Annotated in this window: 20 protein-coding genes, 1 tRNA gene and 1 pseudogene; 13 read left to right on the top strand and 9 right to left on the bottom strand. The window is 44.9% G+C overall.

Annotated elements, in window-relative coordinates; genetic code table 11:
* Positions 1 to 57 precede the first annotated feature (57 nt).
* Complete coding sequence (locus LFX25_RS02360) at positions 58 to 1,224, top strand: LptF/LptG family permease (protein ID WP_238728699.1); 1,167 nt, start codon at positions 58 to 60, stop codon at positions 1,222 to 1,224.
* Positions 1,225 to 1,354: 130 nt separating this feature from the next.
* On the opposite strand, the pseudogene LFX25_RS02355 reads toward LFX25_RS02360, so the two are convergent.
* Positions 1,355 to 1,579 (bottom strand): annotated as a pseudogene (locus LFX25_RS02355) (hypothetical protein).
* Here LFX25_RS02355 and LFX25_RS02350 point away from each other — a divergent pair.
* Entirely contained in the window at positions 1,578 to 2,102 is a 525-nt protein-coding gene (locus tag LFX25_RS02350) for an LIC10415 family protein (protein ID WP_238728698.1), read from the top strand. The pseudogene LFX25_RS02355 and the gene LFX25_RS02350 overlap by 2 nt on opposite strands.
* Positions 2,103 to 2,333: 231 nt before the next feature.
* Here LFX25_RS02350 and LFX25_RS02345 read toward each other — a convergent pair whose 3' ends face one another.
* On the bottom strand, positions 2,334 to 3,659 hold the full coding sequence (locus LFX25_RS02345; RefSeq protein WP_238731474.1) for an adenylate/guanylate cyclase domain-containing protein: 1,326 nt from the start codon (positions 3,657 to 3,659) through the stop codon (positions 2,334 to 2,336).
* A gap of 634 nt (positions 3,660 to 4,293) precedes the next feature.
* Here LFX25_RS02345 and LFX25_RS02340 point away from each other — a divergent pair.
* A complete protein-coding gene (locus tag LFX25_RS02340) occupies positions 4,294 to 4,800 on the top strand; it encodes an Ig domain protein (protein ID WP_238728697.1) in 507 nt (168 codons plus the stop codon).
* Positions 4,801 to 4,959: 159 nt separating this feature from the next.
* Here LFX25_RS02340 and LFX25_RS02335 read toward each other — a convergent pair whose 3' ends face one another.
* Both LFX25_RS02335 and LFX25_RS02330 read right to left on the bottom strand, forming a co-directional pair.
* Positions 4,960 to 5,655, bottom strand: a complete 696-nt coding sequence (locus LFX25_RS02335) for an O-methyltransferase (protein WP_238728696.1) — start codon at positions 5,653 to 5,655, stop codon at positions 4,960 to 4,962.
* Positions 5,652 to 6,836 (bottom strand): acyl-CoA dehydrogenase family protein, encoded by a 1,185-nt coding sequence (locus LFX25_RS02330; RefSeq protein ID WP_238728695.1) that lies wholly within the window; start codon positions 6,834 to 6,836, stop codon positions 5,652 to 5,654. Before LFX25_RS02330 ends, LFX25_RS02335 begins: the two co-directional genes overlap by 4 nt.
* Here LFX25_RS02330 and LFX25_RS02325 point away from each other — a divergent pair.
* From LFX25_RS02325 to rsmA, 8 genes are all read left to right on the top strand, one after another.
* Positions 6,835 to 7,236: an LIC10362 family protein gene (locus LFX25_RS02325; RefSeq protein WP_406600471.1), complete on the top strand. Its 402-nt coding sequence runs from the start codon at positions 6,835 to 6,837 to the stop codon at positions 7,234 to 7,236. The genes LFX25_RS02330 and LFX25_RS02325 overlap by 2 nt on opposite strands.
* An 82-nt stretch (positions 7,237 to 7,318) precedes the next feature.
* Complete coding sequence (locus LFX25_RS02320; protein ID WP_118954076.1) at positions 7,319 to 8,080, top strand: electron transfer flavoprotein subunit beta/FixA family protein; 762 nt, start codon at positions 7,319 to 7,321, stop codon at positions 8,078 to 8,080.
* An 11-nt stretch (positions 8,081 to 8,091) separates the two neighbouring features.
* Positions 8,092 to 9,051, top strand: coding sequence for an electron transfer flavoprotein subunit alpha/FixB family protein (locus LFX25_RS02315; protein ID WP_238728694.1), 960 nt, complete (start codon positions 8,092 to 8,094; stop codon positions 9,049 to 9,051).
* Between the two features lie 231 nt (positions 9,052 to 9,282).
* Positions 9,283 to 9,876 (top strand): LolA family protein, encoded by a 594-nt coding sequence (locus tag LFX25_RS02310; RefSeq protein WP_238728693.1) that lies wholly within the window; start codon positions 9,283 to 9,285, stop codon positions 9,874 to 9,876.
* 6 nt (positions 9,877 to 9,882) lie between these two features.
* Entirely contained in the window at positions 9,883 to 11,715 is a 1,833-nt protein-coding gene (locus tag LFX25_RS02305) for a hypothetical protein (RefSeq protein ID WP_238728692.1), read from the top strand.
* The gene (trpS, locus tag LFX25_RS02300; protein WP_238728691.1) at positions 11,712 to 12,680 is read left to right on the top strand and encodes a tryptophan--tRNA ligase; all 969 of its coding nucleotides are present in this window, start codon (positions 11,712 to 11,714) and stop codon (positions 12,678 to 12,680) included. Before LFX25_RS02305 ends, trpS begins: the two co-directional genes overlap by 4 nt.
* A 68-nt stretch (positions 12,681 to 12,748) precedes the next feature.
* The gene (locus LFX25_RS02295; protein ID WP_238728690.1) at positions 12,749 to 14,722 is read left to right on the top strand and encodes a ComEC/Rec2 family competence protein; all 1,974 of its coding nucleotides are present in this window, start codon (positions 12,749 to 12,751) and stop codon (positions 14,720 to 14,722) included.
* Positions 14,685 to 15,590, top strand: a complete 906-nt coding sequence (gene rsmA / locus LFX25_RS02290; RefSeq protein WP_238728689.1) for a 16S rRNA (adenine(1518)-N(6)/adenine(1519)-N(6))-dimethyltransferase RsmA — start codon at positions 14,685 to 14,687, stop codon at positions 15,588 to 15,590. Before LFX25_RS02295 ends, rsmA begins: the two co-directional genes overlap by 38 nt.
* 86 nt (positions 15,591 to 15,676) lie before the next feature.
* On the opposite strand, the gene LFX25_RS02285 is transcribed toward rsmA, so the two are convergent.
* The 3 genes from LFX25_RS02285 to LFX25_RS02275 all read right to left on the bottom strand — a co-directional run bounded on the left by LFX25_RS02285 (position 15,677) and on the right by LFX25_RS02275 (position 19,023).
* Positions 15,677 to 17,197 carry an HDOD domain-containing protein gene (locus LFX25_RS02285; RefSeq protein ID WP_238728688.1) on the bottom strand — a complete coding sequence of 507 codons (1,521 nt, stop codon included), beginning with the start codon at positions 17,195 to 17,197 and terminating at the stop codon, positions 15,677 to 15,679.
* Positions 17,198 to 17,288: 91 nt separating this feature from the next.
* On the bottom strand, positions 17,289 to 18,116 hold the full coding sequence (locus tag LFX25_RS02280) for an ABC transporter permease (RefSeq protein ID WP_238728687.1): 828 nt from the start codon (positions 18,114 to 18,116) through the stop codon (positions 17,289 to 17,291).
* Positions 18,109 to 19,023, bottom strand: coding sequence for an ABC transporter ATP-binding protein (locus LFX25_RS02275; protein ID WP_238728686.1), 915 nt, complete (start codon positions 19,021 to 19,023; stop codon positions 18,109 to 18,111). The genes LFX25_RS02280 and LFX25_RS02275 overlap by 8 nt, the downstream gene beginning before the upstream one ends.
* A 222-nt stretch (positions 19,024 to 19,245) precedes the next feature.
* On the opposite strand from LFX25_RS02275, the gene sixA reads away from it, so the two are divergent.
* Positions 19,246 to 19,728 carry a phosphohistidine phosphatase SixA gene (gene sixA / locus LFX25_RS02270; RefSeq protein WP_238728685.1) on the top strand — a complete coding sequence of 161 codons (483 nt, stop codon included), beginning with the start codon at positions 19,246 to 19,248 and terminating at the stop codon, positions 19,726 to 19,728.
* Positions 19,729 to 19,792: 64 nt separating this feature from the next.
* Positions 19,793 to 19,864, top strand: a tRNA-Pro gene (locus LFX25_RS02265).
* A gap of 163 nt (positions 19,865 to 20,027) precedes the next feature.
* Here the strand turns inward: LFX25_RS02265 and LFX25_RS02260 are convergent.
* Both LFX25_RS02260 and LFX25_RS02255 read right to left on the bottom strand, forming a co-directional pair.
* On the bottom strand, positions 20,028 to 20,807 hold the full coding sequence (locus LFX25_RS02260) for a penicillin-binding transpeptidase domain-containing protein (protein ID WP_255717742.1): 780 nt from the start codon (positions 20,805 to 20,807) through the stop codon (positions 20,028 to 20,030).
* A 5-nt stretch (positions 20,808 to 20,812) separates the two neighbouring features.
* Positions 20,813 to 21,070, bottom strand: coding sequence for an LIMLP_16025 family protein (locus LFX25_RS02255; RefSeq protein WP_010572699.1), 258 nt, complete (start codon positions 21,068 to 21,070; stop codon positions 20,813 to 20,815).
* Positions 21,071 to 21,142 lie beyond the last annotated feature (72 nt).

Genomic DNA, 21,142 nt, shown 5'->3' with positions numbered 1-21,142 from the left:
AAACGATCTTGTCAATTGCGGGAACTCTGCGAGAATGGTTCGAGAATTCGAAAAAGAATGAAAACACCTTCGATTCAACTCAATCCGGATTCGATCCGATCCTTCTTCCGCAAATGGAAGGAAGAATTTTTTCCGCCGAAACTCTTAGACCGATATTTATTCGGAGAATTTTTTAAGATCTTTATCGGAACCGTGATTCTTCTCACGGGCATTATGTTGCTTTCTCTTGTAAACGACAACATGCGGAACTTCACGGCCACCAAGGCTCCGCGTTATCATGTCGCATTATTTTTAATCTACAGTCTGCCTAAGATCATCTCGACCACGGTCGTATCGATGTCCTTGATGTTCTCGATCTGTTTCACCGTGGGTCAATTTTCCGTAAACAAGGAACTCGTATCCATGATGGCCGCCGGTGTTTCTTTTTTTAGAATCGTCGCGCCTCTCATTATCTTCGGAATTTTAATGTGGATCGTAATGTTGCTCGGAACGGAGTTCATCGTAAGACCGGTGAACAAACTCGCCAAAATAGAACACGATACTCTCACCGAAGGGATGGGAACTCTCGCCAACAGCGTTTATCAGTTTCACGTAAAAGGAAAAGAGGGATTTTATTATTTATACTTCTACGATCCCGATAAGGACGAAATCAACGGCGGCTTCAATTACATCCGTCTTCGGCCCGACGGTTCTCCCGAAACCGTGATCTCTTCCTTAAAGGCAAAGTATAACTATGATACGAGACTTTGGAAGATGAAGAAGGTCGAAGAATGGCATTTCGACAACGACCTTAAGTTATCCTCCCAAGAATCGTTCGACGAAAAGGAATACGAACTTCCCGAAGACCCGACTTACTTTAAGGTTCCGGCGGGTTCCGTGGAGGAAATGAATCTCTTTCAACTCGGAGAAGAGGAAAAAAGAAGAATTCAAAAAGGTCTTTCCTACGGAGATGTTCTCACGGAAAAACATTCCGTGTTTGCTTTGCCGATGATGACGATCATCGTTACGCTCATCGGAACCATTGCGGGATATTTTACGAAGAAGACGGCGGGAGTCGCGTCTCTCGGAATCACGATCGGAGTCGTGTTGATCTATTATATCTTCAATTCCGCGGGAAAATCGCTCGGCGAAAACGGCGTTATTCCTCCCTTCGTTGGAGTTTGGATCACACCCGGACTTTTTCTCGGATTGTGTTTCTGGATGTTTCGAAAAATGAATCTTTAAGAATTTTCACTCCGGTTAAAATTTGAGGAACCCCGTAAACTCCCGATCGGGATGAGACAAAACGGGAACGTTGTCTGAAATCCGGCTTGATTCAAGGATTCCGGATTTGGTCGGAGTCCGGTCAAATTGTTCAAAAAATTATTAACAGCTTTAGCGCGAACTGAATTTTTTTTATAATTCCGGAAAAAAAATTCATTTATTTCAGAGAGTTCGTCCGATATCTAGTATAGATTGTCTCCAGAAGTAAGATCTTTGATGCGACATAGAATCCTTCAGGAAAGAAGTTCCTACTAACGTTCACGCCAAGTCGGTAAATTCTTTCCGGATCCGAATTCTGAAGAGGAGGAAAGAACATGGACGTTCCACTCACAAATCTGATAAGCTCTGCGGAAAAGCTGATCCGCGATAAACGGTCTTCCGTTAGCGGCAAAACCGTATCCGCCCAAGATGGACAAGGAAGTCTGGATAAAACGGAATTTTCATCGGGACTCACTTCCCGTTATCTGAAAATTCAGGAAACCCTTTCTAGTCTTCAGGGAGAATTCTCCCGCGAACAAATGAAACTCGGAATTTTGAACGAAGGAGCCACGCCGAACAGCGAGCTCATCAACATTCTGTTCGGGGAAACTCCTTTGTTCCGAGAACTTGCGGAAAATCCGGATATCGATCAAGCCGTTCTGAAAGAGCAAATTCAGGAAAAGAAAACCAAACTCACAGACACGATCCGTAACTTAGAAGTAGAATCCGAGAATATTTTTTCAGTCGGGATGCTCAAAGGTCAGGAGAATTTCTCCAAATCACTCGAAGCGATCACCGGTAAAAACGTTCAAATGAAACAACTCTCCGAAAGAACGATCGAGAGATTGATTAAAGAATAAGAATCGGGGAATCGCCAGTTTTTCGTTCCCCGTTTTTTTTTTAAGTCCTGGATTCCATCCTCGGAATCCAAGTGCCGCTTTGTTCTCTCCGCATTCATCGCGATTTTCCGCTTCCCATCCTTTACAAAACGTCCTTCCAATCCCAAAGAACGGTTACGATTTAAATTCGCCAAACGTTCACCGGAGAATTTTCTTATTATCCGATCGTAAATACCCGAACCACGCGGAGATTTAAACTTTATCCAACTCGTAAACGTCGACCGGCTCTTCTCTACCTTTCACATGAATCGAAGAGAGATGTCTGCCGGACATCGTCGTTTTAATATCCTCGTAAACTGCTTGAGTGACCAAAAGTTTCGTTCCGAATTGTTTATTCAATTGTTCGACCCTGGATGCGAGATTCACGACGTCTCCGATGATCGTATATTCTTTCCTCGTTTCGGAACCTACGTTACCCGTCATCGCCTTGCCCGTGTGCAAACCGATCCCGATGCTGGTTTCCGGAATTTTACCTTCCTGATTTAAAAATTCGATTTTTCTGAGAATTTCCATCGATGCGTCGACCGCATTCTTCACGTCGTTCGATCCGTCCGAAAGAGGAGCGCCGAACACGGCCATAAAACCGTCTCCAAGAAATTTATTGATCATACCGTTGTGTTGATTCACGATATCGATCAAATGACTGAAGATGTAATTGAGATAATCGATGACTTCTCCGGGAGCCCTTTTTTCGGAGAAGCTGGTAAAATTACGGATATCCAAAAACATGACGCAGACGCTTTTGGACTCGGAAAAGTTTTCGTTCTTTTGCTCTAAAAGTTTATCCACGACGTCCGGTGAAACATATTGACCGAACATACCGACCACTTCGTTCTTTTCTTGAACCGCGGAAATTGCCGAAATCAAAGAACGTTTCAGTTGAAGTCCCACCAATCCCGCCGCGACTCCGCTGAATAAAAACAAAAGCCCCTTGGAAACGAAAGGCACGAACGTGTTGAAAAATTGAATCGGCATCGGGATCGGATTCTGCGGAATATAATAATATGCTAATGCAAAAAGCTCCACTCCGGCCAAAAATCCTGTAAACACGCTCAACCAAAACTCGAGTCGCAAAACCGAAAGAATGATGAACATAAAGAAAATCATCACCACGGGGGAATACAACGGAATCAAAGGAGAGGCGAAGATTTTAACGTTCAGCCAAATCAGCAATCCAATGGCGGTTATCTCCACGAATACGTTCACGAATCTCGCAAAAGGAATGATGTTTTTCTTGTTCTTCAAAAAACGATTGAAGATTCGATTCGCGATGAATTCATAAACGGCGATCCCAATATTCACTCCAAGAACGGGGTAAAAAGGAATTTCCCCTCCGATCTCTTTTTGAATCTTTTCATTGAAAACGGTGAATATAACCCCAATCAACACCGACGTAAAAGAAAAAAATATACAAAGAATTTTGGTTCGAACGATTTCACTCTTTAAGATTTCATAAGACAAAGGATCCAATGTCCTCTTTTTAGATGTATCATTCGTTTGTTGAAATGGATTCACAATTTTAACTCCAAACAGTTTGTCGATCCGACTTTGAACCGAAGAATTCGATCCAGCAGGAAGCATCTATTGAACGAGCTTTCCAAGAAGGAAACTATAAATCGAATCCATCTAAAAAAACTTGTAAGAGTTTTTAAACCGAGTATTTTTCTTTTACCGAAGTCGAATCTTTCAATAAGAGAACAAAACTAAATGAAACTTTTTGAATAGTCGCCTCTTCGTTCCTTAAAGATCGAAACAGCGTTTCTCTCCACGCCATCCTTTGATAAAAACCATAGAAGTCCCACAAATCCGGCGGCCTTTTTCGGATTTCGGCCGATTTTCCGGTAACCCGGCCTACACTTCTTTCGCTCAGACCGAGATCGAGTTTCTTTTAAAACGAAATCCCAAAGCAAAAAGCAGAACTATGAATTCATAATACAACATGAACACCAAATTAAAAATTAAACCGATAATTCAAAAATAAAATTTCAACATTTCCGCCCGCAAATAAAATCCATTTTTGATTATTATAAATTTATAATGTTTTTTAAAAATTAAAATAATCAAATAGAAAAACGAACGTCATCGTTTCTCGATTTCTGTCTGCACCGTACGACATCCGGATAGAACTTTAAAAAATAAGAAACGAGGAAATATGAAAAAATTTCTAACAACATTCACAATCTCCCTCTTGCTTTTTACGCAAGCGTGCAAAAACGATCCTAAGGACGATGAAACAACAAACCTAATGTTGCTATTGGCCTTAACTACACAAACGATCACCTACGGGGCGAACACTGTCGTCTTCGTAAAGAACGTGACGAATTCTCTCGCACCGACAATCACGAATCCGTCCAGTTCGGATATTGTAACGATTTCACCGAGTTTAACGAATTCGATTTCCATCGATAGCCGGTCCGGCAGACTTTCGGGATCGCCTACCCAATCCCAGACGCGGGTAACATATACCGCAAATCTGAATTCGGGGAAAGCGACGACTAAATTCGATCTCATCGTTGAAAATACAGCCGGGTCGGGTCGTTGTAATTCAAGCGGAATTGCGAACGGTTGTGGAGTCGCTCAGCCTTACTCTTGTGCGGATCAACCTACAACGTGTTTTCGAGATCTATCGGATTGCAGAAAGGATTCGTATTGTTATTGAGCTGAAATCGGACTGTACATATAGAAATCGTATCTAAAAAATCCATAAAAAACAGTACGATTGTATCCGATCTTAGAGGAAAGAGTTCCCTTCGAGTAGTCTTAATTGCAAATTAGTAAGCGCATCGCAAAACATTAAAAAAATTCGGGGTAATTCCGTTCACTTCTTCCGCACAAGCGAAACCCCGTCCGCGATCGGAACCAAACTTACGTCCACCGAATCGTCTTTGTGAATCATTTCGTTGAGTTTGCGAATTCCAATTGTGGAAATTTCCTGATGCGTCTCATCCGCGACGCTTCCGTCCCAAAGGACGTTGTCCACGATCAACAACCCGCCGGGTTTGAGAAGTTTAAGAATCAACGGATAATAGTTCGGATAATTCTCCTTGTCCGCATCCAAAAACACCAAATCGATCGAAGACGGGCCGAACGAAAAATCGGACGCCCATTCCGGAAACGATTTCGAATCGATCAACACTTGCAAAGTTTCTAATGCAGATCCGATCTTCAAACGGACCTTGGATTCAAGACCGTTCTCTTTCCAGTATTTGCGGGCTATCTTTGTCCATTCTTCGCTGATATCGCAACAAAGAATTTTTCCGTCCTCCGGCAGCGCCGATGCGAAACACAACGAGGAATAACCGGTAAACGTTCCGATTTCGATGATTCGTTTGGCGCCGCTGAGTTTGGTGAGAATGTGGAGGAACTGCCCTTCTTCCGGGCTGATTTGCATGTTGGCCTGAGCCAGTTTGCCGGTCTCCTCCCGCAATCTTCGAAAAGAGTCCGGCTCCCTTACGGAATTCCGGAAGATGTATTCCTCCAGTTTTTCCGTAAGTTGAATGTTCTTTCGACTCAAGGAGTTCCTTCGTAGATTTTTTTCAAGTCGGCTACGATATTCTTCTGCATCGCTTCGTTGGTTCCCCCGCCGATGGAAAGAAGAATCGAATCCCTATGAAGTCGTTCCACCGGATATTCTCTGCAATATCCGTAACCGCCGAGGGCTTGGATCGCGTTCCGAGACACTCGTTCTGCCATTTGAGTCGCGACCAATTTCGCGGAAGCGGCTCCGAGAGAATTCCGGCTATCCGGGTTGATTCCGCTTGCAACTTGATACACAAGCGCGCGAGCGGCTTGATAATCGGCATAGGATTCCGCGAGAAGTCTTTGGATTTGTCCGAACTCCGCGAGTTTTTTCCCGAACGCTTCTCTATGTCGGATCGTATAGTCCGCCATGATGTCCACGCAACGTTTCGCGATTCCCAAGGATTGAGCGGCAAGGGTCACGCGTTCGATTTCGAGGTTTCTCATCATGTGAACGAGAGCCCCGTCTTCCTGACCGACTAAATTTTCCGCAGGAACTTCACAATCTTCGAATATAAGTTGCGTGGTCGGAGAAGAACGCATTCCCATCTTCTCTTCTTTTTTACCCACGCTGAATCCCGGAAAAGCGCTCTCCACGATAAAGGAGGTCATCTTTTTGGAATCCTTATTCATCTTCGCATAAACTAAGAATACGCTTCCCGTGTTTCCGTTGGTGATGTACTGTTTGGATCCGTTTAACACGTATTTGTCGCCCTTTTTCACGGCGATCGTTCTCATTCCGAGCACGTCCGTTCCCGCTCCGGGTTCGGTCATCCCCATTCCGCCGATCCATTCTCCCGAAATCACTTTGGAAAGATACTTGGCTCTTTGCGCGGGATTCGCGCTGTGATAGAAATTGTTTACGAATAGAACTTCGTGAGCCAGATACGAGAGCATAAATCCAGGATCGTAAGCGGACATTTCCTCGTGGATGATCACCGCAGCGACCGCATCCAATCCCATTCCGCCGTCTTCTTCCGGAACCGTTACTCCGAAAAGTCCCAGTTCGGCACCCAATCGTTTAAACAAAGGAAGATTGAACGTTTCATGATCGTCATTCTCTTTCGCCTGCGTATCCATGTTCTCTTTTGCGAATTTCGCCACGTTCTCCCGAAGAGCGAGATGGTTCTCGGTCGGGTTGTATAAATCATTCGGTTTTTCAAGTATAGCTCTCATGTTGTCCTCTTCTCTAATATCCTCTTCCCCACGACTAAAACAGCTCGACAGAGAATCTTTGTTTTCCAAAAACTATCTTATGATCTACGCTCTCATTTTGACAATCCTTTGTGGACTTTTTTTATTTCTATATTATAAGAGCGGGGCTCAAAAAGGAAACTCAGGAAATCCGTTCCGATTGTCCTCGATTCGTTCCGGATTCCAAGACGCTCTGAATTCTCCCTTTCAAAAAGAATCGCTTTTTCTGCTTCTGTCTCTTTGTGCCTGGATGCTTTTGCCCCTCTTTTGGGGACTTGCGTTTTTCCTAAAGACGGACGCAAACGTTCTGATCGTAATCGGATTTATGATCTGGACCTACTACTGGTTGAAATATCTGCTTTCGACCGACGAAGCCGCTTAAACCTGTTGAAAAAGTGGTTTGCACGACATAGACACAAGATTTTTGTGTTTAACAGCACTAATTTTTTTGGAGTACCCATTTAATGAAAATCATCGTATTAGTGAAACAGGTACCTGACACCGAAACCAGTATTAAAGTAGGGGATAAATCCATCAACGAAGCCGGAATCAAATGGATTATCTCTCCCTATGATGAATTTGCTATCGAGGAAGGGATCAGACTGCGCGAAAAACACGGCGGAGAAGTAATCGCCGTTTCCCTTGGACCGGACAGAGTCGTAGAAGCTCTTAGAACCGCTTACGCTATGGGCGCAGACCGTGCGGTTCACATCAAGGTTGACAACTACGTTCCTTTCGACACGAACAACACCGCAGAACTCATCGCAAACTTCGCGAAAGCGGAAAACGCGGACGTAATCATCGGAGGAAGACAATCCATCGATACGGATTCTTCTCAAGTTGTGGTTCAAGTTGCGGAACTTCTTTCCATTCCTCACGTTGCGTTCGCGGTTAGCCTTGAAATCAACGGAACCGCAGTAAAAGCTACGAAAGAAGTAGAAGGCGGAACTCAAACCGTTGAAACTTCCACTCCTGTGGCTCTTACGGCACAAAAAGGACTGAACGAACCTCGTTATCCTTCTCTCAAAGGAATCATGACAGCTAAGAAAAAGCCGGTTGAAACGAAATCCGCTGCGGATCTCGGAAGCCCTGCTAGCAAAATCGAAGTTGTAGGACTCGAACCTCCTCCGCCAAGAATTCCAGGTAGAAAACTGGAAGCTGCTGACGCGAACGGTTTCGCATCTCAACTCGTTAAAGCTCTCAGAGAAGAAGCTAAGGTTATATAAGGAGAACACCAGTGAGCAACGTATTAATTGTTGGCGAATTGAAAGACGGAGAACTGAAAAAAATCTCCAGAGAAATCACTTCTGCAGGTAGAAAAATCGCTGATTCTATCGGAGGAAAAGTTGTAGCTCTTCTTATCGGAAGCGGAGTTGAAAAACACGCTCCTGAATTGGCTGCAGTCGGAGCGGACACGATCGTAACCGTTAACTCCGGAGAATACAACGCGGAAACTTATTCCACCATCGTTGCGGAAGTTGTGAAAGCGCAAAACCCTGCGGTAGTTCTTCTTCCACACACTTCTCAAGGAAAAGATTATTCTCCTCGTGTTGCCGTTAAGGTCGGAGCGGGAATCATCGCGGACGTCGTGGGATTCTCCGTTGACGGAGGAAAGGTTGTAGCGAAAAAGCCGATCTATTCCGGAAAAGCGTACGCGAACTTCAAAGTTACAAGCGCGATTCAAGTTTTTACAGTTCGTCCGAACTCTCAAGAAATCACTCAGAAAGCCGGAGCGGGCGCTGTGGAAGCTGCTTCTCCATCTGCTGGCGACGCGAAAGTAAAAATCGTTTCTACCGACCTGAGCGGTGGTTCTAAGGTTCAGTTGACCGAGGCTTCCATCATCGTTTCCGGCGGACGCGGAATCAAAGGACCGGAAAACTGGCCGATTCTTCAAGAACTTGCGGACACACTCGGAGCGGCTCTCGGAGCTTCTCGCGCGGCTGTGGATGCCGGTTGGATTTCTCACTCTCACCAAGTTGGACAAACCGGAAAAACCGTTTCTCCAAACTGCTACATCGCTTGCGGAATTTCCGGCGCGATTCAGCACTTAGCGGGAATGGGATCTTCCAAGTATATCGTAGCAATCAACAAAGACGGAGACGCTCCGATCTTCAAGGTTGCGACTTACGGAATCGTAGGCGACCTGTTCGAGGTTGTTCCTGCGGTGACTGCTGAGTTCAAAAAAGTACTTGGATAATCAACCTGCGAAACGCCCTATTTCGCGATCCGTAGAGAGCGAAATAAACCAAAAATAGCGGAGCGTAATTTTTGGTTATTCTCAGAATTGAGAATTTCGCGATCTATCGAGCGCCCCTTAGGAAGCGAGATATTGAGTTCAGAGAGCGAAATTGCGTTAGAGGGAGTTGAGCATGAGTTTTTATTCAAAAAAAGTACTTGGATAATCAACCTTCGCCCATAGTTTGAAACTATGGCATTTTTGAAAATCAGGAGAATCCTCCCGGGTGCCGCAGCTCTGATCATGATCTGCGGCATTTCTGTTTCAGGGGACCCTGGACGAGACAGACTCAACGCTCTCTTAGGAAGAATGGGAGAAATTTCCTCCCTCAGAGCGAGCGTAACGATCAATAACGAAATTTCCGGAACACTTTCCTATAAGAAACCGAACTATTTACACGTCAAATTCTCGGACGGCAGAGTTGTGTCTTCCAACGGAAGATTTCTTTGGTTTTATTCTCCAGCAAGAGCGATCGTAGGTAAACAAGATCTTCGCGGAACATCCGGCGGAGTTTTCGGATTGTTAAGCGGCTACGAAGAAGTCTCTCAAGTCGGAGGATCGATCCGTTTGAAATCTCCTACGAAATCGTACGAAGAAATCGTAGTAACCATGAACCCCGATAACACACCGAAATCATTGAGAATGAAACACAGAGGATCCGGAGAATACACTTCGATCAGCTTTTCAGGCGTTCAAACGAACGTAGGTCTTTCCGCTTCTTTGTTTAACTTCAGCGCTCCCTCCAGCGCGCAGATCGTTGAAAACCCTCTGAACGAAAAGGAATAATCTCTCTTGTCTCTCAACTCAAGGACCGACGCCCACAAGATCTTCGCGGATCTCTATAGAAAACAGAGAAGCCCCGAACATCAGGAGCAAATCGACGAAGTCATTCAGAAGTCGAACGATATCTTCATTCGTATCGATTTGATGAAGAAGGTCGACGAAGAGTTCGAGAAGAAAAAACAGGACGATACGAAAAAGCCCGACGAAGAGGACCGATCCAAAAGAGGCGGTTCCGATCGTTCCACCGCTTCGGCGAAAACAGCGGCCAAACCCGCGCGCAGAACCGAATCTTCTTCGTCCGGCGGAGCGAGCATCGGCTTTTTAGCGAACCTCTTCGGCGGAAATCCCGCCATCAACAAATTTGCGAAAGAATCGGGAACCATCGACGTAGGATTTTTAGGAAGAAAACTACAGATCGCCCCGGGCGTTCAGAACCTTTTCAAATTTCTGAAGGAAGATCAGATCATCGCGACGATACAGGCCTTGCGTTTCTGCGAACAACAAGGCTGGAGATATTGGAAACCTCTCGTATACAATGTCGTATTAAATTTTAATAAACTTCTCAACAGCATCATCTCGTTGGACAGTTTGTTTATCGATCAGATTTCTCCCGAAATCTTCTTGAACCGCGCGACTAAATTAGAACTTTATTATGCAAGACATCTGAGCCGAGAGGATTCCAAAGACATCATCATGACCCAGGTACCGGAACTGATCCGCAAGGACGAGAAGCTGGTTCCGAAAATGCCTCAGATCATGGCCGGACTCTCCTACGGACTCAATCTCGAAAACGGAAGACCGAAAATGTCCGATGCGATCCGCGCGTTCCACATCGTCGCGACCAAACGCATGATCACTTGGGAAGAAATCGTTCAGCAGCTCAACGTTCCTCCCATCAACGAAACGAAGTTTCAAGGTTCGTCCGACATCATCAAGGAAGTGGAAACGACTTTGATCCGTCTTGCGGACGACATTCAAACCAGACTCAACCGTAAGGAAGAACTGCAGAATCTGAGAGAACGTTATTTCCGGATCGACGATAAAGGGAGAATGAACTTCGACTTCCTGAATTTGATCGTGGACGACTACTTCGAAAACCACGTTCCTGAAAACATGCAGTCGGCTTCGATCAAGTCTTCCTTTAAGGGAACTCCTCACAAACTGATGTATCTTCTGTTGCGCGACTTTCAGGCTTCCTACGCTCCGATTCTCGAAGGAACCGTAAAAGTGGGAACGAAGAATCAAAGCCGCGACGTCATCATCATGCTACCCGGTCTTTTCAAAAACGACATCGAACAGATCAACAACCTGCTTCGTCTTTTGGACGCGTTCAACAAAAAGTATCCGAGCTTTCAATACAGCTTTGCGACTTACAACGAACATACGACTTCAACGGCCGGAGTCGAAGATCAGATCACTCAGAATCTTTTAAAACTTCTCGGGGACGCCGCCGCGTTTATGGGCAAGTTTGCGGAAAAGATCAACATCATCGTGGAGAATCATCTCCTCGCTAAACAATACGAATCTTCCGGGAAGTTGAACGAGCGGGTTTTGGTTTCCAAAGAAAAGGTGATCGAAGAAATCAAAATTCTTCATAGATTCATTCCGTACTGCGACTCGACCGTTGTTTCGGGAAATCGATTGAATGGAAAGACTCTCGATTTCGTTTTCTTGGAAATGGCAAAACTTCTGTACAACTACGCCGTGATCTACAAGGACAAATTCACGATCACCAAACTTACATTGCACAAAAAAATAGACTCGGAACTCGGCTCATTGATGAAAGAATACGAAAGGCTTGCCGGTAAAGCCTACGAAACGACAAGGATGGAGGAAGCATGAGGATTCTTACAGGAGTCCAGCCCTCCGGCAAACTTCACTTAGGAAATTTTTTTTCCGTCATTCGAAAACTCAAAGAATATCAGGAAACGACGGACTTATTTTGTTTCGTTGCGGATCTACATTCTTTGACCACCTTCTCCTCAAAAGAGAAACAAAGGGAAAATACGTACAACGCAGTCTGTGATTTTTTAGCGCTTGGAATCGATCCCGATCGTTGCACGTTTTGGTTGCAATCTTCCGTTCCCGAAGTGACCGAACTCACATGGTATCTCAGTCATTCGATCAGCGTAAATCAGCTCGAACTTGCGCATTCTTTCAAGGACAAGGTCGCGAAAGGATTTCATCCGAGAGGCGGTCTTTTCTTTTATCCCGTTTTGATGGCCGCGGATATTCTCGGTTTTAACAGCGATCGAGTTCCCGTCGGAAAGGATCAGAAACAACATTTGGAATACGCGAGAGATATCGCTTCGAGCTTCAACCGCGAAGTCGGCCCCGTTTTTAAAGTTCCCGAACCGGAAATCGACGAAGCGACCGCGCTCGTGCCGGGAACGGACGGACAAAAAATGTCCAAGTCGTACGGCAATACGATCAACTTCTTCGATTCCGAAAAAGAACTTAAGAAATCCATAATGTCAATTATGACCGATTCCGCAGGAGTCGACGAAGCGAAGGATCCTTCCAAAAGTCATATCTACGCAATTCATTCCCTTTTTCTCGACGCGCAGGGAAGAGAAGCCCTGAAACAAAAGTTTCTGACTCCGGGGACCGGATACGGGGATTTAAAAAAACAGCTTTTGCAGGATACGCTGGATTACTTCGCTCCGTATCGAAAAGAACGCGAAAAGATCGGCGCAGACAAATCCTATGCGGAAGAAGCTCTCAAAAAAGGGAAAGAAAAGGCGCAAAAGACGATCGTAGCGGTTTTGGATCAAGTGCGTTCCGCTCTCGGAATGTATCGTTTTTAAAAGCCCGCGGCTTTCCATTTTTTTACGAAACGAAAACCCGGGCGGCGGCTTCAAGAACCGTATCGGGTATGAAAAAACATCTCCTCGACTGGGTGCCCTGCTCCGCATTCTCGAAATTTTCCCTAGGAACACTAACCGGAATCGTACTCGATTTGCTTTTTCCGGGAACCGCAATCCTTTGGATCGGAATCGTCCTCATCACATTTTCATTAAGCGGGTTTTTCGAAAAACGATTTCAAATATCCGAATATTTTTTTTTTGGAATATTCTTTCTTTTGGCCGCGACATCTTTCTATCCCGAAAGATTTCAGCCCTCACATTTTCCGAAAAACACATTTCTGCCCGTTCCGAAAAAGAATCTTTTCGGAGAACCCGAAAAGATTTTCCAAGAACGATTTCGGGAACGAGTTCTATTCGATTTAAAACAAGCCGCTTTGGAAAAAAAAGCCCAACGAATCGCACTCGGTTTGCTTTTCGGAGAAGCGAAACAACTTTCCAAAGATTTCAAAGAGAAAGCGAAAGAAGGAGGAATTCTTCATTTGTTCGCCGCCTCGGGTTTACACCTTGGAATTCTGATGGGAGTTCAATTTCGACTTCTCAATTTAATTCCGAGCTTCGGCCATCGTTTGCCGAGAATCCTTCCGCTTTTGACCGGATTTCTTTATCTTTCCGCCCTAGGTTATCCCGTTTCTCTCACAAGAGCTTGGATCTTTGCGGGAATGCTTCTGCTTCAAGGATTGTTCTACCGGAAACTCCGTCCGATCGATCTGCTCCTCGGTTCGGCGTGGATCGTATGGATCGCGGACCCGTTCCGATTTTATTCGGTTTCCTTTTCTCTTTCTTTCGGAGCCGTAACGGGTATATTCCTTTTTTCGAATCCGATCCGGATCTTATTCCGCTTTCTTTCGGATGAGAATCGGATTTCCTCCTTTTTTAAGGAGAATCTATCGATCTCTTTTTCCGCCGGACTCGGAACCATGCCGGTTTTATTATCTGCGTTCGGTTCTTTCAGTTTCGGTTCCATCCTACTCAATCTGCTCGTGGTTCCTTTGGCGGGAATTCTTCTTCCGATTCTATATCTTTCCATCTGCGTTCAGGAAACCGCCGTCCCGTTGTTAAACGAACCGCTTTGGTCCATTACGGAATTCTTAATATTTATTCTCGCGTATCTTTCGGAACGTCTTTCCGAACCTTTGGGTTTTTACAGGGAAATGGGGGACGCGGCGGCGATCGGAATGTCCGGTTGGGTTTTACTCTGTATCGGTGTGTTCGCTTTTGCTTGGCTTCCGGAAAAACTTCGTTTAAAAACGGATGCGAATAATAACATTCGAAATTCTGAATTTTCTTTCCGATCCCGGCTTTCAAAAGAATCGTTTTCGAAAAAAAGATTCCTTTCCCCAAAGAGGATCGATTCGATTCTTTGCGGCTCGTTTATCCTTTTTACAATCGCGCTTCATGTTCTGTTGTATCGATCCTCGGACTTGTTTCCAAACGAAACGAAACTCATTTACAATCGATTCTTCCTTATCCTACGAAGCGGAGATTCTCTTTTCTTTTCGGGAAAATGCAAATACGGATTCAAGACGATTTCAAAAGCGTTTCAAAAAACCAAAAAGAATTTTTGCGAATCGCAAAAAGATTCTCCCTTGAACCGCGTTTTTGTGGAAGACGAATCCTGTTTGATTTGGGCTTTCTCTTGTTTGAAGAACCTTTCTAAAACACCGATCCTATACGCTGGACAAAACCCGGAACCGTGGATCGCAGCGAGTCGCTTTCCTCTTCAAAGGTCGGAACCGATTCGAGAAATTTCACTTCGGAACGAATCCAAAATCGTATTCTTTCATACGAAAAAGGATTCTTTGTTTGCGCTTTCCCAAAAAACGAAAACGGGTCGAGGTTGGATTCTTTTGGAAACTCCTTTCGGCAGCAAAGACAAGGCGGAAGTCTGGAATCAAAACCGAAAACTGCTTGGGCTTTCGGAGAGTTGGGTGTTTCTGGAAAAAGATGAGCTCCAGAGAATACCCATTTCGGAAAGTTTCTGAGATCCGGAAATTTCTGGAGTCAAAATCCTCCGCGCCCTTGAAAAAATGGGGTCAGAACTTTCTAATCGATCCCAACGCGATCAAAGCCATTCTTTCCTGTCTGAGTTCCGACCTCGTTGCGCGCATCGATCGAATCTTGGAAATCGGTCCGGGGCTTGGCGCGATTTCGCACGGTCTTTTGGAATTTCAAAAACCGGTGACTCTCTTTGAAATCGATCCCGTTTATGCAAGCTGGCTTCGGGAATATCTTCCCGAGTTCGAACTTAGGGAAGGAGACGCGCTCGATTTTCTTCCCGAATTTTCCCGCGAGTCTGTTTATCTTTTCGGAAATCTCCCCTACTACATCTCTTCCGAACTTACGTTAAGCGCCGTAAAAAATCTGAAAGGACTCAAAGGTGCGGCGTTCTTGGTTCAAAAAGAATTCGCCAAACGAATTTCCAACGAACCTTCTTCGATCCGATTTTATCTTTCCGCGTACGGAAACTGGAGTTTGAAAAAGGATATCAAAGCCGGAGCGTTTTATCCGAGACCGAACGTGGATTCTTCCATCTTAGAATTCAAAGCCGCTTCCGTGTTTCCGAACGAATTCGGTTTTATCGCGCTGGAATGTCTTTGCAGAACCGCCTTTTGGGGAAAAAGAAAAAAACTCGCTTCTTCCTTTCGAGACGCGCCGATCGCGTCTCTGTCGAACGAAGTGCATACGTCCAAATTTTTTTCGGAGGAATCGTTTCGCTTGGAATGTTTTCAGGCTTTGGAAAAAGCGGGGATCGATTTAGACAAACGTCCCGAAGAATTGCAGGCGCGGGAATTTCATAAGGCGGCCGAATTTCTATCGGTCTATATATCAAGAATTTTGAATCTGATTTAATCGAGAATCGCCGGAAACCGCGCGGCAACGCAGTTTTCCTGGATCGTAAACGCCGAAACGGCCGCGCTTGTCTGGCTTACGCAACTTCAGGACTTCTTATTGAAATCCTTGTATTCCTGAAGGATTGTTTCCATGAACTCGGCGAACTCGGGTTCCTTTTTAAAACCGAAATGCTGAAGCACTACTGTCTGAATCAGCGAAAAGTCGGCGAGTCCCTGCGATATGTCGATGATCATATCGGAAAGGTAAATCGAAAACACCGCGTCTTGAAATTCCTTTTTGACCAAAAGCGGCCTGTGATGCATTTCCGCGGAGACTCGGATCGTATCCGAAAAATTCCATTTCTCGCAGATCATTCCTCCGAGAGTCGTATGCGAAATTCCTAATGCGGCTTCCTCCAAGGTCAACGGAGAAGGAAAGGATCGATTCCCTAATATCTCGGATATTTTCGCCGAAATCTCGGGTTCCAAAGAAAGAAGAATCACTCGGCCCACGTCGTGCAAAAGCGCCGCACAGACCAGAACTGTGATCGTCTGTTTTTTCCAGCCCATTCTTTCCCCGAGACGTCTGCAGATGAACGCGGATAAACTGGAACGTTCCCAAATCGCTTCGAACTCTTTGTAGCGTTCCTCGAGAATCTTTTTTGTTCCGAGACTCAAAAGAATGCTGTTCAACTCGGACAAACCGATCACCTTGATCGCGTCTTCCAAACTTTCGACGCGGGTTCTCTGTGAAAACGAAGCCGAATTCGCTAATTTTAGAATATTCGTAGATAATGATACGTCCCGACCCACCAGCTCGGTGATGTTCTGAATGGAAGAATCGGGTTTGTTGATCAGACTCATGATCTGATTTACGTTGTCCGGAAAGGTGGGAAGCGTATCCACTTCGGAAAGTATTTCACCGGTTTTCTGAAGATTGATGTTTCTCTTTTTAAAACCGAAAGGAATTTTGATATACGCCGACGTGACCCCTTCCTCCGATTTGATCCGATACGAATCGCCTTCTATCCCTTCGTTTTTCAACATCAAAAGCGACATCGCAAGTCCGAGCCCGGCGCCTTCGGATTCGTCCCCGTGATTTTCGAAAATTTCGGAAAGATCGTTGTATGTGTGCGCTTTCGAAATTCTTTCCCGAACCCTTTGATCCTCTTCCGGAAGAATACTCACGTTGTTCGTGACTTTTAGAAGAAAACTATTCTGATTAAAACCGAAAGTAATGAGAACATGCAATCCGTTCCGTTCGAGAAGGTCCGTATAAAGATCCTTTTTGGAGATCAGTTCCTCTTTGAACTTCTCCATTCCGGTCGCGTATTGCCCCGGATCGTTGATATCCAAACCGGCTTCCTTAAAAACGACCCGCTTCTGGTTGGCTTTGACCGCGTTCATGATCGTTTCTCTCAAAATGGAAAAGATACATTCGCGGAGCGGAGTGATATCGAGATATTGAAGATAACGATCCAGCAGAAAGCTGATGATCTTGTCGATGTTTCGGTTGAGGTGGGTGATTCTGAGATAAAGAGGATTGAGCGATTCGATCGGTTCGTTCAGATTTTTGACGGAGAGAAAGTATCCCTCCTTTTCATAGTGAAACCATTGAATCTTCATGTACCGATTTCCAATACCAACCCGAGCCGGCATACGCCGACCCAAGGTAGAATTATGACTCTTTAAAGTTTTGTCAACCGGTACTTTTCGTTTAGAGTTCTTTCCTGTCCAGAATAACTTTTGCTAAAACGAAACTCAGAAGAATCCAAACGCCGATTTGAATCAGAGAATATTCTCCGTAGTAATGAACCTGAGAAAGACTTTTGGCAAGAAGTGAACTCGAATAAAAGAACACCGTTCCTTCCTGCGGGAGAATCCAATAGAAAATCTCGAGAATTTGTTTTTTCAAATCCGAGGTTTGCACCATACTCGCAGCCGCCGATTCGTAGATGAACAAATCCAAAAAGGTCGTAAAAAGCAAAAGCGCAAGACCTCCGAAAAACGCAGCGTTCTTACCGAAGCCGAGAACTCCCACGAATCCGAAAAGAATCAGAAAGTAAAAAACGAAAAACATCGTAAGACAGGCCTTTAAGAGATCCCAGGAAAGCGCGCCTCCGCCGAATTGCTGTTTTACGAGATACGTTCCGATCAAAAAAACGCCGTTCGCGAAAATGAGTGCGAGAACTCCCAAGGATTTTCCGCAGACGTATGTCAAAGGGGAAACCGGTCTGGAAAGAATCGGAATATAGGTTTTGTTTTCCAACTCTTCTCCCAAAAGGGAAATCGGGAGAAACAATGCGAGAACCGTGTTCCAAAACGCGAAAAACAAAAAGACGATGTAGATCTGAAAATCGGGATTTCCGGATTGATCCTGACCGCCGATCTGAATCTGACACGTGAAATTCAGAAACAGGAACAAAGCGGATATTATAAAAATAAAATATACGATTCGTTTACGGAGAGTTTCGCGCAAAGTCAGAAACGCGATCGAAAAGATTTTCGGAAACTGATCCTGAAATTGGAAGAGGAAATTATTCATCGTTTCCTCCGGTGACTCTTAAGAAAACCTCTTCAAGAGATTCGACGGTTCTTTCGTATTTCAAGATGTTCGCTCCTAAGTCCACGAGTTCCGCGGGAATTCGTTTCAGATCGATTCCGTTCTGCGGAAGAAACTCGATCTGATTCTCCGTAACTTTTTGTTCGGAGGAAATTTTACGGATATATGAATCCAATTCGGGAGTTACCGATTCCACTTTCAGAAGAATCCGATTCTTACCTTCCTTCAAGGATTCGAGAGGTCCGAGCGCGGCGAGAGTTCCCAAGTTGAGAATTCCGATTTCGTGACAGACCTTCTCCACTTCCAAAAGTCTATGAGAATTTAATAATACGGTTGTGCCCTTGTTTTTGTTTTCTTCGACAAGAGTTTCGCGGAAATCGATGTAACCCTTCGGGTCCAAACCGGAACCGGGTTCGTCCAAGATCAAAAGTTCGGGATCGCCGATCAAAGCAGACGCGAGTCCGAGGCGCTGCAGCATTCCTTTGGAATAGCCGGAAACTTTTTTATCGGCGGCGTCAGCGATTCCCGTCTTTTCCAAAAGGAACTTAGACTTTTCCCGGATGGAAGCGTTTTTAATTCCGGCTAACTTTGCGGAGAAGGTTAAGAATTCTTCTCCCGTTAGAAAACCCGGGATGGATACTTTTTCAGGAAGGTAACCGATTCTTTTCCGCAAATGGGGTGAAAACGGAAGTCCAAATAGACGAAAGCTTCCTTCGGTTTGTTTGGAGAATCCCATGAGGATTCGAACCAAGCTCGTCTTTCCGGCGCCGTTCGGACCTAAGAGCCCGAAGACAGAACCTTGGGGAACTCGAAAGGAGACGCCTCTGAGAGCATTTTGTTCCTTGTATTTTTTTCGAATCGAATCGATTTCAATTGCAAATTCGGACATGCGCTTTTCCTTGGAATCAGAGCCTTTTCTAAAATCGTCCCAAAGACGAATCCGATCCTCCGTAAGGGATAGGTCGTAACGCGGAACTTTATAAAAAGAATCCGATCTTCGGGATAAGCTTTCAGAATATAAAAACGTTGGACCTTTTCCGCAGACGAAAGTTCCAACTAGAGAAGGATCAATGATTTTCGGGAATCATTCCCTGTCAATCCTCTGGGAAACATGAAGATTATTATTGCTAGACATGGGGAAGCGGAAACGACTTCTCCCGATGGAACCGATCGTTCAAGACTTCTCACTCAGAAGGGAGAAGCCGACGTACGGAAGATGGCGAATTTTCTCAAGACCGGTTTCAAAATCACAAAGATCTATCATAGTCCTTACGAAAGAACCAAGGACACCGCAAAAATTTATACGGACATTCTTCATCCCGAACAGGAAACCGAATCGTTGGATTATTTGGAAGCGGGAAACGACATGTCCCGCGTTTGTCCCATGATCCGCGAATACTCGAACTCGGATACGATTCTTTTGGTAGGACATAGTCCGGACGTTTCCATCTTTGCCGAAAAACTTTTGGGAATCACGGGCGTGGGTAAGAGTTTTCTTTTTTCTCCCGGTTCCGCTCTCGCTGTCAACGTTCCCAGAGAAAAATTTTTAGACGGACAGATCATCTGGTTCATCTGTCCCGATTTTCTCTGCTGACCTCTTGCGTTTTTTAAGTTTACAGAAGAACCTTTTCGGAAATCATTACTGTATAGTAAAGAATCGGGGTGTAGCGCAGTGGTAGCGCACTTCTCTGGGGGGGAAGGGGTCGCTGGTTCGAATCCAGTCACTCCGAGATTCTGATCTTCGCCGCTTTCTTACTTCGATTCGTCTTTTCTTTCGTTCTAAAAAAATCGTACCGAACTCCAATCGGATTCAAGTCCCGATCCCATCCCACCTAACACAAACGATTCTAAAGGTTTCGATCGAACAACATTTTTAAAGTTTCCGAAACGATCTTATCTCTTACAACCGGCGGTTCTATAAAAAGAATCGATCGCCGTTTCCCTTGAAACGCCTTCTCCCGTCTGCAAAACCGTAATTACGGAATATTCTTTCGGTGCGTTTGCGATCCATCTCTGCCAAAGATTTTGTTTCTTTTCCGAAAATCCCAAAAACCAAAACGATCCGCGGAGAGATCCCGTCTTCCCGTAGACGATCGAGTTTTTGGAATCGCATTCTGACCAAAACGCGGCTTCTTTCCAGAGTCGAAACGTTTCAGGAGACACTCCTTTGGATCTTCCTTCGTCTTTTAAAAACTCGAGCAGAAATTCGTGCTGTTCTTCCGGGGTTTTTTGGATCGCGTCCGAAAAATAAATATTCTTTTTATCTAAATAATGTTTTTTGAATGTCTCTGGGACGTATCCGATCCGTAACAAGAAGTCTTCGAGTTCTTCGTAGAGGAGCGGATTTTCCTCAAAAAAAGCGAGAAAGAAGGAATTGGAGGAATAATACATCGCTTCCCGCAGAGTCAAATCTCGCGGAGCGTTCGGGATATGAGCTTCGTTGCTTGTTCTTTTGAAAGCGGGAGCGATTAGGTTTCTTTCCAATAGAAAAAGGGTAATCCAATATTTAAACGTGGAGGCCGGAGTGAATTTTTGTTTGAGAAGATTCCTCTCCCCGGCAATTCGAGGAGAGGAGTCAGTGAAGTGTGAGAATAGTGTAATTTCCTTGGAATCGATCTCTCCGGCGGAAATTAAAACCCAGAGAGCAAGAAACAGGGAACTTCGCTTTAGCAAAGATCTTATTTCTTGATAAAATGATTGAGAATATTGTCCCGGATTTCTTCGAACCGGACCAAACCCCAAGCTAAATTGACTTTTAATTTCAACGCGTTGTCGCTCATGTCTTTTTCACCCTGAGCTTTCAACTGATCGAATCTCTCTTCGATCTTTTCTTTGCCTTCATTCAGATCATCCACGAGTTTATCGAAAATCTCGCGAGAAGTTTGAACGGCCCCGATTCCTGCATTGATTATGTCGTTTAATTTCTTATTTTCCATACAGCAACCCCTCAATTTGTTTTCGAGGATCTCTATTGCTATTTTTGTGCAGTGCATAAAAATAGCAATCAC

Origin of the sequence: Leptospira sanjuanensis, from assembly GCF_022267325.1 — a bacterium.
Taxonomy (GTDB): Bacteria; Spirochaetota; Leptospiria; order Leptospirales; family Leptospiraceae; genus Leptospira; species Leptospira sanjuanensis.
Note: the sequence above shows the minus strand (reverse complement) of the source record. Positions and strands in the feature narration are given on the sequence as shown.

Bases quoted from the DNA above. Each gene is read 5' to 3' on its own strand.
- rsmA (WP_238728689.1), top strand. From the start codon at position 14,685: ATGAGCTCCAGAGAATACCCATTTCGGAAAGTTTCTGAGATCCGGAAA.
- LFX25_RS02255 (WP_010572699.1), bottom strand. From the start codon at position 21,070: ATGGAAAATAAGAAATTAAACGACATAATCAATGCAGGAATCGGGGCC.
- LFX25_RS02350 (WP_238728698.1), top strand. From the start codon at position 1,578: ATGGACGTTCCACTCACAAATCTGATAAGCTCTGCGGAAAAGCTGATC.
- LFX25_RS02295 (WP_238728690.1), top strand. From the start codon at position 12,749: ATGAAAAAACATCTCCTCGACTGGGTGCCCTGCTCCGCATTCTCGAAA.
- LFX25_RS02330 (WP_238728695.1), bottom strand. From the start codon at position 6,836: ATGAGAGCTATACTTGAAAAACCGAATGATTTATACAACCCGACCGAG.
- LFX25_RS02320 (WP_118954076.1), top strand. From the start codon at position 7,319: ATGAAAATCATCGTATTAGTGAAACAGGTACCTGACACCGAAACCAGT.
- LFX25_RS02310 (WP_238728693.1), top strand. From the start codon at position 9,283: ATGGCATTTTTGAAAATCAGGAGAATCCTCCCGGGTGCCGCAGCTCTG.
- LFX25_RS02325 (WP_406600471.1), top strand. From the start codon at position 6,835: ATGTTGTCCTCTTCTCTAATATCCTCTTCCCCACGACTAAAACAGCTC.
- LFX25_RS02275 (WP_238728686.1), bottom strand. From the start codon at position 19,023: ATGTCCGAATTTGCAATTGAAATCGATTCGATTCGAAAAAAATACAAG.
- LFX25_RS02280 (WP_238728687.1), bottom strand. From the start codon at position 18,116: ATGAATAATTTCCTCTTCCAATTTCAGGATCAGTTTCCGAAAATCTTT.
- trpS (WP_238728691.1), top strand. From the start codon at position 11,712: ATGAGGATTCTTACAGGAGTCCAGCCCTCCGGCAAACTTCACTTAGGA.
- LFX25_RS02285 (WP_238728688.1), bottom strand. From the start codon at position 17,197: ATGAAGATTCAATGGTTTCACTATGAAAAGGAGGGATACTTTCTCTCC.
- LFX25_RS02340 (WP_238728697.1), top strand. From the start codon at position 4,294: ATGAAAAAATTTCTAACAACATTCACAATCTCCCTCTTGCTTTTTACG.
- LFX25_RS02360 (WP_238728699.1), top strand. From the start codon at position 58: ATGAAAACACCTTCGATTCAACTCAATCCGGATTCGATCCGATCCTTC.
- sixA (WP_238728685.1), top strand. From the start codon at position 19,246: ATGAAGATTATTATTGCTAGACATGGGGAAGCGGAAACGACTTCTCCC.